Below are 14,017 nucleotides of genomic sequence, written 5' to 3'. Positions count from 1 at the left end.
TTACCTTGAAAGTCTGTCATGTCCGATGTGCTTGAACTCCGGGGCGGTGCGCCAGTCACCCGCAAAAAGGTTGCCATTCTGGGGGGCGGTGTTTCCGCCCTCACCACCGCTTTCGAGTTGAGCAGCCAGCCGGACTGGCAGCAATCCATGGACATCACCATCTACCAGATGGGTTGGCGTCTGGGTGGCAAGTGCGCCACGGCACGTGGCGAGCACATGCGCATTGAGGAGCATGGCATTCATGGCTTTCTCGGTAGCTACTACAACGCACTGCCGATCATGCGTCAGTGCTACGAGGCACTGGGCCGCCAGCCCGGTCAGCCGCTGGCCACGTTTGAGGAGGCCTTCAAGCCCGAGAGCTTTGTGCTCATGTGGGAATACATCGACGGCAAGATGTCACGCTGGCCATTTACTTCCCCCCGCAATGACTTGATTCCCGGCGATCTGGAGTCATTAGCCAAGCTGCAAAAAGTGGAGCATTGGGTGGCGGCGACCGCTGATGTGCTGGACGCCTTGCTGGATCACCATGCAAGCAGCCACGACGAACTCAGTCTCGTGCAGACAGCAGAGTGGGCTTTGGGCCGTGGATTGGTGAAAGCCGTGGTGGCAGTGCTGCAGGCTGAGTCCGTGGTGCTGCATGGTGTGGACTCTGTGCTGTGGAAGGCGTTGGACGCCGCTTGGGATTGGGTGCGCAACGCAGCTGAGCGATTGGTGGAAGGCAACACCGAATTGCGGCGCCTGCTAATCGTTGCCGAGTTTCTGCTGGCCATTCTGCGTGGTTGCATCAAGGACGAAGTGGCCACGAAAGGATTTGACCAGCTGGACGACGAAAACTTCAGTGACTGGCTGATCCGGCATGGTGCATCGGTCATGGTGGCTTCCAGCCCGATGGCGCTAAACACTGTCAACCTGTCCTACCAATACCCCAAAGGCGACACGGCACGAACCGCCCTAATGGGGGCCGGCTGCTACCTGCACTGGACGCTGCGCAGCTTTGCTTATGCGGGGGCATTCGCCTGGTTGTTTGAAGCGGGTACGGGGGAAACCGTCATCGCGCCGCTCTATGAGGTGCTGAAAAAGCGCGGTGTGAAGTTCGAGTTTTTTCACAAGGTGGAGAGCCTGCACCTCAACGCAGAGCGCACTGCAGTGGAGTCGGTACGCTTCGGTGTGCAGGCCAAGCTCAAGAACCCTGAACGCGGCTATGACCCCCTCATCGACGTCAAGGGTTTGCCGGCCTGGCCCGGTCAACCCAAGTTTGATCAATTGGTGGAAGGTGATGCATTGCGCGAGGGAAAGGTCGATCTGGAGTCCTACTGGAATGGCTGGAAGCCAGTGGCGCAACGCGAGCTCCAGGCAGGGCGCGATTTCGACCATCTGGTGTTCGCCATCTCCATCGGTGCCGTACCGTACTTGTGCAAAGAGCTGTTGGAGGCGAATCCGGCTTGGAAGCACATGGTGGAGAAGGTCACAACCGTCCAGACCCAGACCATGCAACTTTGGATGAATCGCAGCACTACCGACATGGGTTGGGATATTGAGTTCAAGAACCCGACCGATACCGTGATCGGTGCCACCTATCTGAACCCCTTGGATGGGCAGGTGGACTTCACGCACCTGTTGAAGTGGGAGGATTGGCCGGCTGATTCGGCACCCCAATCTCTGTGGTACTTCAGCGGGGCGATGGCCGAGTATGAAGCGCCACCGCCCTTTGAGGACACGGCTTACCCGGCCCGTGCCTATGCGCGTGTGCAAGCCCAGTGTGTGCAGTATTTGCAGGCCAGCATGGGACCTTTGCTGCCCAAGGCAACCACCAATGTCATCAGCCCGCCCGGCGACCCCATGGGCCTGGATTTCAGCTTGCTGCGCACCGACCCCGCCCGGCCTGCTGAGGGCGTGCAGCGCTTCAACCAGCAGTTCTGGCGCGCCAATATTGATCCGACCGAGAGTTATGTGACTTCGCCACCCGGCAGCACCGCAGCACGCCTGAAGGCATGGGCCACCGGATTCGCGAACCTGTCGATCGCCGGGGATTGGATCTACACCGGTCTGAATGTTGGCAGTGTCGAGGGTGCGGTCATGGGCGGGCGACTGGCGTCGTTCGCGGTGAGCGGTTACCCGGCATTGAAGGATATTGTGGGCTTCCCAGCCTCCCAAGGGCCTGTTTGACGGAGATTGATTTGCTCTGATATTGATAGCTTCTCGCGCATATCTGATAAGCGCTAGCGCTTGATTTGATATAAAAAAAGGGGCCGGTAAACACCGGCCCCTTTTTCATGATTGCAACTGCAGTCTTACTTCATGTCCACGCCGTAGAAGGTGTGGCGGCCGAAGGGGCTCAGCTTGAAGTCCACCACTTCTTTGCGCACGGGCTTCAACTGCACTGCGTGGGCAATGGTGAACCAGGGAGCTTGTTCCTTGAAGATCACCTGGGCTTTTTCGTACAGCTTGGTGCGCTCTGCCGGGTTGGACACGACCTTGGCCTTTTGCACCAGGTCTTCAAACGGCTGGTAGCAGAACTTGGCCACGTTGGAGCCGTTTTGCTTGGCCGAGCTGCAACCCAACAAGGTGTTCAGGAAGTTGTCCGGGTCTCCGTTGTCACCGGTCCAGCCCAACATGCCCATCTGGTGTTCACCGGCTTGCATGCGCTTGCGATACTCACCCCACTCGAAGCTCTTGATCTCAGCGGTCACACCCACCTTGGCCAAGTCGGCTTGCATCAACTCCGCAATGCGCTTGGCATTGGGGTTGTAGGGACGCTGCACTGGCATGGCCCACAGGTCGGTGGTGAAGCCGTTGGGGTAGCCGGCTGCTGCCAACAATTTCTTGGCCTGCTCAGGGTTGTACAGATCGTCTTTCAGGGCCTTGTTGTAAGACCACTGGCCTGGAGGAATCGGGTTCACAGCGGCAACACCGGTGCTCAGGTACACGGCGGACACGATGGCTTTCTTGTCGATTGCCATGTTCAGCGCCTTGCGCACGCGCACGTCGTCAAAAGGTTTCTTGGTGGTGTTGTAGGCAAGGTAGCCGATGTTCAGGCCGGGCTGTTCCATCACGGTGACGTTGGAGTCCTTGCGGATAGCGTCGAGGTCAGCAGGGTTGGGGTAGGGCATGACATGGCACTCACCCTTTTGCAGCTTGGCCCAGCGCACGGATGCGTCCGGGGTGATGGAGAAGATCAGGTCATCGATCTTGGCTTTGCCGGCCCAGTACTGGGGGTTGGCCTTGAAGCGGATGATGGAATCCTTCTGGTACTGAACTACCTGGTAGGGACCTGTGCCCAGCGGGTCCTGGTCGATCTTCTCAGGGCTGCCGGCCTTCAGCATGGCAATCGCGTATTCCTTGGACTGGATACCGGCGAACTGCATGGCCAGGTTGGCCAGGAAAGGTGCTTCAGGTTGATTCAGGGTGATCTTGACGGTGTACTCGTCTACCTTGTCCACGGACTTGAGCAACTTGGGCATGCCCATGTCGCCGAAGTAAGCATGGTTGGGGCTGGTGACGCGGAAGTACGGGTCGTTTTCTTTCCACTGGCGCTCGAACATGAACAACACGTCATCCGCGTTGAAATCGCGGCTTGGCTTGAAGTTTTTGTTGGACTGGAACTTCACGCCCTTGCGCAGCTTGAAGGTGTACTCCAGGCCGTCTTTGGAAATGGTCCAGCTCTCCGCCAGAGAAGGTTCAACCTTGGTGCCGCCACGCTCGAAGTGCACCAGGTTGTCGTAAATCTGTTCGGTCACGTCGAAGGACGTGCCGGTGGTGTTCACACCGGGGTAGAAGTTCTCAGGGCTGCCTTCCGAGCAGTACACCAGGGTCTTGGCGGCTACCGGCGAAAGTGCCAGAGCAGCGGGCAGGGCCAGAGCACACAACAATGCACTTTTGGTGCGTCGTGCAGCCGTGGCTTTCTTCAGGGTCAGGGTCATTGGAGATACTCCTCTGGGGGTTGATGCTGCCTATGCAGCGGGTTGGCTAAATGCAGAAGCTTCATGACAAGCAACTTGCCTGCCAGTCAAGGGCTGCAGGACAGGTCGCTCGGCGTGACAACGCTCGGTAGCGTGGGGGCAGCGCGTGGAAAACACGCAGCCCTTGGGCGGATTCAGGGGGGAAGGCAATTCACCCTTCAGAACGATGCGCTGGCTCTTTCCACCGGGTGCATGCATGCCCGGTGTGGAGGCCATCAGCGCGCGCGTGTAGGGGTGCAGGGGCTGCTCGAAAATGGTGGTCTTGTCGCCTTGCTCCACCACTTGTCCGAGATACATCACCATCACGTCGTGGGCGATATGGCGGACCACACCCAGGTCGTGCGAGATGAAGAGATAGGCCAGGCCCAGCTCATCCTGCAGGTCTGCCAGCAGGTTCAGCACCTGGGCCTGAATGGACACATCCAGGGCAGACACGGGTTCATCTGCCACCACCAGGGCCGGGTCCAGCATCAAGGCGCGGGCAATCGCTATACGCTGACGCTGCCCGCCGGAAAACATGTGCGGATAGCGATCGTAGTGCTCAGGGCGCAGACCCACTTTGGCCAGCATGGCGCGGGCTTTTTCCTGCCGCTGAGCAGCATTCAGGTCCGTGTTGATTTCCAGTGGGGCTTCCAGTATCTGGCCGATACGCTTGCGCGGGTTCAACGATCCGTAGGGGTTTTGAAACACCAGCTGCACCTTTTTGCGCAAGGCCGCTTTGGCGCTGCTATCTGCGATGGTGGCGTCCACGCCTCCGAGTTGCAAGGTGCCTTCGGTGGGCGATTCGATGAGGGAGACCATGCGGGCCAGGGTGGACTTGCCACACCCAGACTCTCCCACCACCGCCAGTGTCCGTCCGGGCATGACTTGGAAGGACACGCCCGCCACCGCTTGCAGATGATCGGGTGCGCGCAGGAAGCCACGGCGGATGGTGTAGACCTGTCGCAGACCACGGGCTTCGACAACCGGTGTCAAGGTGTTTGGGGTGCTCATGCTGCGACCTCCTGTGCGCCCAGCGCAAAGTGGCAGCGCACACTACCACCGCTCCACGGGGTGAGTGCAGGGCGCTGGTCGCATGCACCCTGGCGCGCATGGCTGCAGCGTGGTGCGAACAGGCAACCATCCGGACGGTCGTACAGACCCGGCACCATGCCGGGAATCGTGTTCAAGCGGCTCTGGTGCATGCTGCGTTCGGGCATGGCAGAGAGCAATGCCTCGGTATAGGGGTGGGCGGGCGCTGCGAACAGCGCGTCCGCCTGGCGTTGCTCCATGACCTGACCCGCGTACATCACAGCCACGCGTTGGGCCATGTCGGACACCACCCCCATGTTGTGGGTGATCAGCACCAAGGCCATGCCACGGTCTTTTTGCAGGCTCTTGAGCAGGTCCAGAATCTGCGCCTGAATGGTTACATCCAAGGCGGTGGTGGGTTCATCGGCAATCAACAGCTTGGGGTTGCAGGCAATCGCCATGGCAATCATCACGCGCTGGCTCATGCCACCGGAGAGCTGGTGCGGGTAAACCTTGAGGCGGCTCTCGGGGGCCGGAATGCCGACTTGCTCCAGCAGCTCAATGGAGCGCTTGTGCGCGGCTTTTTTGTCTAGGCCCAGATGCAGCTTCAGGGTTTCAGCCAGCTGGAAGCTCACGGTGAAGCAGGGGTTCAGGCTGGTGGTGGGGTCCTGAAAAATCATGGACATGTCTTTGCCGGTGAAGCGCCGGCGTTCGCGGTCGCTCAGGCCCAGCAGGTCATGCCCATCGAAGCGCAGCTTTTTGGCTTGTACGCGGCCGGGAAAGGCCACCAAACCCATGAGCGCCATCATGGTGACGCTTTTGCCGGAGCCGGACTCGCCGACCACACCCAGCACTTCACCGGCCTCGAGTGAGAGGCTCACGTCCTGCACCGCATGCATCACGCCGTTGTGCGACGGGAACTCTACGGAGAGGTTTTCAATTTCTAGCAATGCCATATTGTTTTTCTCTTGGGCTTAGCGTTTGAGTTTGGGGTCCAGCGCGTCGCGCAGGCCATCACCCAACAGGTTGAACGCCAAAACCGTGATCAGAATCGCCAGGCCGGGAAAGGTCACTACCCACCAGGCGCGCAGCACGAATTCACGTGCGTCGGCCAGCATGGTTCCCCACTCGGGTGAGGGAGGTTGTGCGCCCAGGCCCAGAAAGCCCAGTGCGGCGGCATCCAGAATGGCGGTGGAGATACCCAGAGACGCTTGCACGATGAGCGGTGCGGTGCAGTTGGGTAGCACCTCGCTGAACATCAGACGGATATGACCGGCACCTGTCATGCGGGCAGCAGTCACATAGTCGCGCGAGGTCTCGGCAATCACGGCTGCACGGGTAATGCGCACATAGTGTGGAAGCACCACAATCGCTACCGCCAACATGGCGTTCACCAGGCCCGGGCCGAGGATGGCCACAATCACGATAGCCAGCAGAAGACTGGGCAGCGTGAGGATGATGTCCATCATCCGCATGATGGCGATTTCCAGAATGCCTTTGAAATACCCTGCGACCAGTCCCAGCACGGTGCCGACCACGACCGACAAGGTCACCACGGCAATGCCGATGACCAGCGAGAGACGTGCGCCGTGCATGAGGCGCGACAGAATGTCGCGGCCGATGGCATCGGTTCCCAGAAAGTAAGCGCGTGAGCCGCCTTCCTGCCAGGCGGGAGGCTTTAAAAATGCCGCGTTGTTGGTGAGGTCGGGCGGGTAAGGTGCAATCCAGGGCGCAAATAAGGCCATGAGTAGAACCATGACCACAATTGCCAAGCCGGCCAGAGCGCCCTTGTTGCCTTTGAAATAGCGCCAGAATTCCTGGAAGGGATGCGTCGGTTGTGACGCCACCGCAGCGTTCATCGTGGAAGTGCTCATTATTTCTGGTGGCGGATGCGTGGGTTGATGATGCCGTAGGTGATATCCACCAATAGGTTGACCGTCATGACCATGAGGCCCAGCAGCAGCATGCCGCCTTGCAGGACCGGGTAGTCACGCCGGCTGATGGCTTCGATCAGCCATTTACCCACACCCGGCCACGAGAAGATGGTTTCGGTCAGTATGGCCCCGGTGAACAACACGCCCACCTGAAGTCCGATCACCGTAATCACGGGAATCATGGCATTGCGCAGCGCATGGACTGCGACCACCCGCAGCCCGGTCAGACCTTTGGCTCTTGCGGTGCGGATGTAGTCTTCCCCCATCACCTCCAGCATGGCCGAGCGTGTCATGCGCGCGATCACAGCCAGCGGGTTGGTGCCCAAAACGATGGTGGGCAATATCAGGTGAGAGGCTGCGGACCAGAAGGCGGCAGTCTCGCCGGCCAACAAGGTATCAATGAGTAGAAAGCCGGTTACCGGTTCAATGAAGTGCTGCACCGCGATCCGGCCGGACACCGGCGTCAGATCCAGCTGCACGGAAAACAGAAGAATCAGCAGCAAGCCCCACCAGAAAATCGGCATGGAATAGCCCGTGAGCGACACGCCCATCACGCCATGGTCCAGGAACGAATTGCGCTTGACAGCCGCAATGATGCCGGCCGGTATGCCGATCAACAAGGCAAAAATGATGGCGCACACTGCCAACTCGATGGTGGCAGGGAACAGGGTGGCGAATTCACTCAGGACGGGTTCCTGGGTGATGATGGATTTGCCCAGGTCGCCTTTGAGTACTTTGGCAATGTAGATGCCGTACTGCACCATGACAGGCTGGTCCAGACCGTACTCCTTGAGGAGCACTGCATGGCGTGCCGCGTCAATGCCGCGTTCGCCCGCCAGGGTTTCGATGGGATCGCCGGGGACCAACCGGATCAGGAAGAATGCGAGCAGTGTCATGCCGAAGAATGTCGGAATGATCAGGCTCAGTCGTGTGAAGATGAATCGCAGCATGAGGGGGTGGATTCTAGGCACGCAGTAGGGCGCAGATTCGTTGTCTGCACCAATAACGACTAGCGACTTTCCCTTATGAGGATTGGCACCAGTCACCCATGTGACAAATGGATAGAAACAAAAAAAGGCCGGGTCACTCCGGCCTCTTTTGGGATGTGCGCTTGCGCGTCTTACTTCAGGTGCTTGCCGATCAAGCCAGCCAATTCAAACATAGTCACTTGGGCCTTGCCGAAGATTTCCTTGAGCTTGGCATCCGCGTTGATGTTGCGCTTGTTGACTGCGTCTTGCAGGCCATTCTTCTTGATGTAAGCCCACAGCTTGCTCACGACTTCAGTGCGTGGCAGAGCAGCTGCACCCACCACAGCAGCCAATGCGGCGCTAGGTGTCAAAGCCTTCATGAATGCAGCGTTCACGGTGCGCTTCTTGGCAGGAGCCTTCTTCGCAGCTACTTTCTTCGCAGGGGCTGCAGCTTTCTTGGCTGGAGCCGCGGCCTTCTTGGCGGGGGCTGCCTTAGCGGCTACTTTCTTTGCGGGAGCTGCAGCTTTGGTAGCGGGAGCAGCCTTCTTTGCTGGAGCAGCGGCTTTCTTTGCCGGTGCTTTTTTCGCAGTTGCCATGATTGATTGTCCTTTTAGAAGTTGATTTACCGCCAGCAAAAAACAGCTTCTTCACTGGTAGCGCACATGCTAATGGCAAAAAAGCGTGAATCCAAGGGCGCTACGTCAATTTTCCTAGGGGAATGTTGTTTTTTTCATTGGAGAATTGCCTGAAACCACACACCAAGGAGTCCCCACGTGTCTACCCCGGCCCATGCACCATTTTCGACCTGTGATTTTTGCGATGTTCACAAGAACGATCAGAGTGGCAATTTCCGTGTCCTTCCGCCCGTATTCAAGGACTTCGGCGGATTGAAAACCTTCATGGGGCCGGTCTATACGGTTCAATGTTTTGAAGACAACACCTTCGTCAAGCAGGCGGTGGACTCGCAGGGCTGGATCGATACGCCCACCGGCCCGGTTGCGCAGGTTCTGGTCGTGGACGGTGGTGCTTCTCTGCGCCGCGCGTTATTGGGGGGCAATCTGGCCGCAGCGGCAGCCCGCAATGGTTGGGCTGGTGTGTTGATTGACGGTTGTGTACGGGACCTGGCTGAACTGGAGCAACAACAGGTGGGTATCCGTGCCTTAGCCCCCATGCCACTCCCCACAGAAAAACGTCAGCAGGGACTGGTGCAGCTGCCTGTGCGCATTCAGGGCGTGTGGGTGCGCCCCGGTGAATGGCTCTATGCGGACCGTGACGGAGTGGTGGTCAGCAGCAAGCCATTAATGTGAGCCTGTGCTGTCTTTGCCAGGCAGGGTAGCCAGCACCACGCTGAGCAGCGCAATGCCGAAAGCAAGAAGCTGCAAGCCGCCTAGTGGCTCGCCCAAGACCACCACGCCGACAACCGCGGCAGAGATCGGCAACATCACGGTGAAAACACCGGCCCGTGATGCGGGCACGTTTTTGAGTCCGCTCATCCACAGCCATACTGTCCACACGCTGGCGGCCAACGCGTAAAACACCAGCAATAGCCACGACCCCGGCGATACAGCAGCGAAGTTGAACGACCACGCCATGTAGAGGCCGAAGGGGGTCATCAGCGCAAAGCCCCACAAGTTGATTAAGGCGGTAATCCGTCGGGGGCTGAGGGCGCCCGTCAGCTTCTTGGCGATCACGGCATACGCAGCTTCACACAACACGGCAGCAAAGACCAGCGCGTTCCCGAGCAAAGGGTTATGCAAGGTCGAATTGGCCTCTGGCGCCGATGGAGTATGCGCGTGCAGCTCATTTTTTGATAGCGCAAGCAAACCGATGCCCAACGCACTGCAGACAACTGCAGCCCAGGTGCGGGTGTTGATTTTTTCCTTCAGAAATACCCAGCTCATCAGCGCAACCACCGCCGGGATGGCCGCCATGATCACGCCTGCGGAGACTGCCGTGGTCATGCTGACACCGAAAAGCATGCAGATCGAGAAAAGGAAATTGCCGAAAAAAGATTCCAGAAAGAGATATTTCCGGGTGGCGGGTGACATGGGCAACTCATCGGCCGGGCGCTTGAGCCAATGCAGGGTGGCCAAGCCTCCGATGCCGAACCGCAACCACGCCAACAAAAACACCGGCAGCACCAGCACCAAGGGCTTGGACAGTGCCACATAGCTACCCACCAGAGCCATGCTCATGGCCAGAAGGGCGTAGGAAAACAAGCGGGGGCGGACGTTGTTGGAATGCATGGGGCGTTATATCGCGCGGCGGATGCCGCAAAGTGCGGGAGCCTACACCAATCAGCGCGTGCGAAGTGGCACCAGTCCGCAAGAGGCGATCAGTTAACTTCGCTGTTCGATCAAATAACTCTTTCTTGGACAACGACCATGGGTATCGGCCAATTCGCTTACGCCAGCAACAGCAACCGTTTTCTCGCCAGTCAGGCGCTCGCCGGACAGGCCTATGCCCTGGCGGGCATTCCATTTGACGGTGCGGTTACCAACCGGCCGGGCGCCCGATTCGGTCCCCAGGAGATCCGTCGCGCGTCCTTGATGCTGTGTGACGGACTGCACCCCGTGTTTGAAGTGTCTCCATTGGCTCATCTGGGTGACGCCGGTGATATGGCGCTACCGAACGCCTCTCCACTGAAGGTGGTGCGTGAGGCTATCGAGACACAAGCGGCGCTATTGATGGACAAGCACCATTGTGTTTTTCTGGGGGGCGACCATTCGGTGACATTGCCTTTGCTGCGTGCCCTCAAGCGCCGGCATGGCCAGGTGGCATTGATTCATTTCGATGCACATTGCGACACATGGGAAGACCATTTTGGTGAACCGTCGGGCCACGGCACCTGGACGTTTGAGGCCATTCAGGAAGGACTGGTCGTTCCTGAGAAAACAGTTCAAATCGGACTGCGCTCCAGCGGTGAGCGCGCTGCCCGCGAATATGTGAAAGATCAAGGCGGTTTGATATTCACTGCACGAGATTTGCGTGGGCAGGATGGTGCAGGGTTAGCGGGTGTGATCTCCCAGATTCGGGAGCGCTTGGGCGATACCCCTTGTTATCTGACTCTGGATATCGATTGCCTGGACCCTGCCTTTGCACCCGGGACCGGCACTCCAGAGCCGGGCGGTATGACCAGTTCCCAGGTGCTGACACTGCTCGAAGAACTAGCCCCACTGCATTTCGTCGGGATGGACTGTGTGGAGGTTGCACCCGCCTATGACCACGCCGAACTCACCAGTAACGCAGCTGCCACTTTCGTCTGGACCTATTTGAGCGGTCAAATCGCCAAAGCTTCCAAGGCGTGAGGCCGCGCACCATGTCCTTGCTTCAGTCCGACACCCAGCTCAACCGCCATAGCTACTACGAAGCCAGTGTGCAGCGGCCGCAGCCCTGTGCGCCCTTGCAGGGCGACGTGACCGTAGATGTGGTCGTGGTCGGGGGCGGTTTTGCGGGCTTGTGTGCTGCCTTGGACTTGCGGGCTGCGGGCTACACGGTGGCCATGCTGGAGGCCGACCGCATTTGCAGTGGCGCTTCGGGTCGCAATGGCGGACAGTTCATCGTCGGGCTGGCCAGCGGACAGGGGCCCTACGAGGAGCAGGCCGGTGCATCGGTGGCGAGGCAGGTCTGGGACATGTCGCTGGAGGCGGTCGCATTGTTGCAAGAGCGCGTGGCCCAGCATGGCATCGAATGCGACTTGGTCAAAGGCTACCTGACGGTGGCCGACAACCCGCGCAAAGCGAAAGCCCTGCGTGAAGACGCGGAGACGCTGGAGCGCGACTACGGATTCGCGACCGAGTGGCTGACCGGCGATGCACTTGAGCAGCACATTCGCAGCCCACGATACTGCGCAGCAACGTGGGAAGGGCAGTCAGGACATCTGCATCCCCTGAAATACGGTTTGGGCTTGGCACGTGCTGCTCTGGCCGCAGGCGTTCAAATGTTTGAATACTCACCAGTGACCGGGCTGCACAGAGGACCCACAGTTCGGGCGTCGACTGCAAGCGGTTCTGTAAGTGCCAAGTTTGCGGTGCTAGCCGGTAACTGTGCCCTGCCGGAAATCGGCCCCGATGTAGCTCCGGAAATCAGTGCACGCATCATGCCCGTCGGCACTTACATCATCGGCACAGAGCCCTTGGGGGAATCTACCGCTCGGGCCTTGCTGCCGGGCAATGCCGCTGTCTGCGACAACAATTTTGCGGTCGACTATTTCCGTTTCAGTGCAGACCACCGCATGCTGTTCGGTGGTGGCGTTAGTTATTCCACAGCTACCCCCGCCAATCTCAAAGCAAAAATGGCCAAGCGCATGGCGGCTGCTTTTCCGGAACTGAAAGGCGTTGCGGTGGACCATGTGTGGGGCGGTTTCGTCGACATCAGCATGAGCAGAGCACCGGATTTCGGCCGGCTGGACTCCAACATCTATTACCTGCAGGGCTTCAGTGGCCATGGGGTCGCGCTCACGGGCTTGGCGGGCCGCTTGGTGGCACAAGCAATCGACGGTCAGGCAAAACGCCTGGATGTGTTTGCCCGCATCCAGCACCGTCGCTTCCCCGGCGGGCGTTTGCTGCGCATGCCCAGCTTGGTGCTGGGCATGGCGTATCACCAGCTCAAAGACCTTCTATAGCGTTGGAAACCAGTCGCGCCAACACGGGCCCCCAATGGGCGATGTCACCCAGCGTGGCGTAGCCGTAGCCGATGACCAGCCCCTTGGCGTCTTCGCGCTGCAGGCAATAAGCAGATAGCGGTCGCACCACCATCCCCGCCTGACCGATGCGCCGCGCCAGGGCTTCATCGTCCACTTCTGTTGGCAGTTGCAGGCAAAGATGCAGGCCTTGCTCAGCACCACTGATGCTTGCGCGGTTGCCCAATACCGGTTGCAACGCATCCAGCAGGCATTTGCGCCGCTGGGCGTAGCTCTGACGGGCTTTGCGCAGTGCTGCGGCGAAGTGCCCCAGCTCGATGAACTCCGCCAGGGCCGCTTGCAAGGGGAGTTGTCCCGGCCGGTTCAGGTCATAGTGCGCTTGTTTGAATGCAGCAGCCAGACTCTTGGGTACGACGAGGTAGCCCAGCTTCAAGCCCGGATACAGCACCTTGGAAAATGACCCGAGGTACAAAACCCTGCTGTCGGTATCCAACCCTGCCAGCGATGACAGGGGAGGCCCGCTGAAACGGAATTCGCTGTCGTAGTCATCCTCCAGAATCCACGCGTTGTGCTGTTGCCCCAGCGCCAACAGCTGCTGACGCCTTGCCAGGGACATGACAGCACCCGTGGGATATTGGTGAGAAGGGGTTGTGTAAATCAGCCGCGGCGGGTGCTTTTCATCGACGGCAGAAGGCGCCATGCCCTGGGGGTCCACCGCCACAGCGTGGAGCTTCAAGCCTGCTGCCGTGAATGCCTTGACTGCGCCCCAGTACGCAGGGTCTTCCATCCAGACAGTATCGCCATAATCTGCCAACATGTGCGCGCACAGGTCCAACGATTGTTGGGTACCGTTGGTGATGATGACTTGTTCTACTTCCACTGGAACACTGCGAGAGACCCGCAGGTAATCCGCGACTGCACGGCGCAAGGGGGTGTGGCCCCCGCCATAGGAGTAGTCCAGCATGTCCGGGTAGGTCATGCGCCAGTGTTTGTTCTGGAGGCGCTGCCACAGGGAGACCGGGAAGGCGCTGAAATCCGCAACGCCAGGGGTGAACGGTTGGACCTCCAATTGCGCAGATGTGAACTGGGTGGATACAGCCACACCGCGGTTAGACAGTCCGGTGTGAGTGTGTGCACGTGCCGGTCGAATTCGTGTGATAGGGCGCGTTTGGTCGTTGACGTAGGTGCCGCTGCCTACACGGCTGACCAGATAGCCCTCCGTCACCAACTGGTTGACGGCGGCCACCACCGTGTTCCGGGAGAGGTCCAGATCTTGGGTGAGTTCCCGGCTGGAAGGAAGCTTGTCGCCGGCATGGAGCTTGCCTTCGAGGATGGCGCGCCTCATGGCCTCGTACAGCTGGCGGTGCAGTGGCATGCCTTTGTCGGCCAGCTGGTGCATTTCACTCAGGATAAGTTCTGACAGCAATTCGGTTTTGTCCGGTTAAAGTGGCACCATGGAGGCCGTTTAAATGGCTCCGGTTTGAAGCCAATTCTGCACCAGAA

12 protein-coding genes are annotated in these 14,017 nt (G+C 59.2%); 4 read left to right on the top strand and 8 right to left on the bottom strand.

Annotated features, from left to right (window positions below; genetic code table 11):
- Positions 1 to 18: 18 nt before the first annotated feature.
- Entirely contained in the window at positions 19 to 2,166 is a 2,148-nt protein-coding gene (locus AEP_RS03680) for an NAD(P)-binding protein (RefSeq protein ID WP_087494141.1), read from the top strand.
- A gap of 125 nt (positions 2,167 to 2,291) precedes the next feature.
- Here AEP_RS03680 and AEP_RS03675 read toward each other — a convergent pair whose 3' ends face one another.
- The 6 genes from AEP_RS03675 to AEP_RS03650 all read right to left on the bottom strand — a co-directional run bounded on the left by AEP_RS03675 (position 2,292) and on the right by AEP_RS03650 (position 8,468).
- A complete protein-coding gene (locus AEP_RS03675; RefSeq protein ID WP_087494140.1) occupies positions 2,292 to 3,920 on the bottom strand; it encodes an ABC transporter substrate-binding protein in 1,629 nt (542 codons plus the stop codon).
- A gap of 30 nt (positions 3,921 to 3,950) precedes the next feature.
- Entirely contained in the window at positions 3,951 to 4,952 is a 1,002-nt protein-coding gene (locus AEP_RS03670) for a peptide ABC transporter ATP-binding protein (RefSeq protein ID WP_087494139.1), read from the bottom strand.
- A complete protein-coding gene (locus AEP_RS03665; RefSeq protein ID WP_087494138.1) occupies positions 4,949 to 5,926 on the bottom strand; it encodes an ABC transporter ATP-binding protein in 978 nt (325 codons plus the stop codon). The genes AEP_RS03670 and AEP_RS03665 overlap by 4 nt, the downstream gene beginning before the upstream one ends.
- A gap of 18 nt (positions 5,927 to 5,944) precedes the next feature.
- Positions 5,945 to 6,844: an ABC transporter permease subunit gene (locus AEP_RS03660; protein WP_087494137.1), complete on the bottom strand. Its 900-nt coding sequence runs from the start codon at positions 6,842 to 6,844 to the stop codon at positions 5,945 to 5,947.
- On the bottom strand, positions 6,844 to 7,854 hold the full coding sequence (locus tag AEP_RS03655; protein WP_087494136.1) for an ABC transporter permease subunit: 1,011 nt from the start codon (positions 7,852 to 7,854) through the stop codon (positions 6,844 to 6,846). The genes AEP_RS03660 and AEP_RS03655 overlap by 1 nt, the downstream gene beginning before the upstream one ends.
- 170 nt (positions 7,855 to 8,024) lie before the next feature.
- Positions 8,025 to 8,468, bottom strand: coding sequence for an SWIB/MDM2 domain-containing protein (locus AEP_RS03650; protein WP_087494135.1), 444 nt, complete (start codon positions 8,466 to 8,468; stop codon positions 8,025 to 8,027).
- A gap of 177 nt (positions 8,469 to 8,645) precedes the next feature.
- On the opposite strand from AEP_RS03650, the gene rraA reads away from it, so the two are divergent.
- Positions 8,646 to 9,179: a ribonuclease E activity regulator RraA gene (gene rraA / locus AEP_RS03645; protein WP_087494134.1), complete on the top strand. Its 534-nt coding sequence runs from the start codon at positions 8,646 to 8,648 to the stop codon at positions 9,177 to 9,179.
- Here rraA and AEP_RS03640 read toward each other — a convergent pair.
- Entirely contained in the window at positions 9,171 to 10,118 is a 948-nt protein-coding gene (locus tag AEP_RS03640; RefSeq protein ID WP_087494133.1) for a DMT family transporter, read from the bottom strand. The genes rraA and AEP_RS03640 overlap by 9 nt on opposite strands.
- 138 nt (positions 10,119 to 10,256) lie before the next feature.
- Between AEP_RS03640 and speB the strand changes: the two genes are divergently transcribed.
- The gene (speB, locus tag AEP_RS03635; RefSeq protein ID WP_087494132.1) at positions 10,257 to 11,180 is read left to right on the top strand and encodes an agmatinase; all 924 of its coding nucleotides are present in this window, start codon (positions 10,257 to 10,259) and stop codon (positions 11,178 to 11,180) included.
- 11 nt (positions 11,181 to 11,191) lie between these two features.
- Positions 11,192 to 12,496 carry an NAD(P)/FAD-dependent oxidoreductase gene (locus AEP_RS03630; protein WP_087494131.1) on the top strand — a complete coding sequence of 435 codons (1,305 nt, stop codon included), beginning with the start codon at positions 11,192 to 11,194 and terminating at the stop codon, positions 12,494 to 12,496.
- Here AEP_RS03630 and pdxR read toward each other — a convergent pair.
- A complete protein-coding gene (gene pdxR / locus AEP_RS03625) occupies positions 12,480 to 13,940 on the bottom strand; it encodes a MocR-like pyridoxine biosynthesis transcription factor PdxR (RefSeq protein WP_087494130.1) in 1,461 nt (486 codons plus the stop codon). The two genes, AEP_RS03630 and pdxR, sit on opposite strands and share 17 nt — an antisense overlap.
- Between the last annotated feature and the right edge of the window lie 77 nt (positions 13,941 to 14,017).

Origin of the sequence: Curvibacter sp. AEP1-3, assembly GCF_002163715.1 — a bacterium.
Taxonomy (GTDB): Bacteria; Pseudomonadota; Gammaproteobacteria; order Burkholderiales; family Burkholderiaceae_C; genus Allorhodoferax.
Note: the sequence above shows the minus strand (reverse complement) of the source record. Positions and strands in the feature narration are given on the sequence as shown.

What these genes read in the sequence shown, in the direction of transcription:
- AEP_RS03680 (WP_087494141.1), top strand. Translation starts at nt 19, where the DNA reads ATGTCCGATGTGCTTGAACTCCGGGGCGGTGCGCCAGTCACCCGCAAA.
- AEP_RS03675 (WP_087494140.1), bottom strand. Translation starts at nt 3,920, where the DNA reads ATGACCCTGACCCTGAAGAAAGCCACGGCTGCACGACGCACCAAAAGT.
- AEP_RS03670 (WP_087494139.1), bottom strand. Translation starts at nt 4,952, where the DNA reads ATGAGCACCCCAAACACCTTGACACCGGTTGTCGAAGCCCGTGGTCTG.
- AEP_RS03665 (WP_087494138.1), bottom strand. Translation starts at nt 5,926, where the DNA reads ATGGCATTGCTAGAAATTGAAAACCTCTCCGTAGAGTTCCCGTCGCAC.
- AEP_RS03660 (WP_087494137.1), bottom strand. Translation starts at nt 6,844, where the DNA reads ATGAGCACTTCCACGATGAACGCTGCGGTGGCGTCACAACCGACGCAT.
- AEP_RS03655 (WP_087494136.1), bottom strand. Translation starts at nt 7,854, where the DNA reads ATGCTGCGATTCATCTTCACACGACTGAGCCTGATCATTCCGACATTC.
- AEP_RS03650 (WP_087494135.1), bottom strand. Translation starts at nt 8,468, where the DNA reads ATGGCAACTGCGAAAAAAGCACCGGCAAAGAAAGCCGCTGCTCCAGCA.
- AEP_RS03640 (WP_087494133.1), bottom strand. Translation starts at nt 10,118, where the DNA reads ATGCATTCCAACAACGTCCGCCCCCGCTTGTTTTCCTACGCCCTTCTG.
- speB (WP_087494132.1), top strand. Translation starts at nt 10,257, where the DNA reads ATGGGTATCGGCCAATTCGCTTACGCCAGCAACAGCAACCGTTTTCTC.
- AEP_RS03630 (WP_087494131.1), top strand. Translation starts at nt 11,192, where the DNA reads ATGTCCTTGCTTCAGTCCGACACCCAGCTCAACCGCCATAGCTACTAC.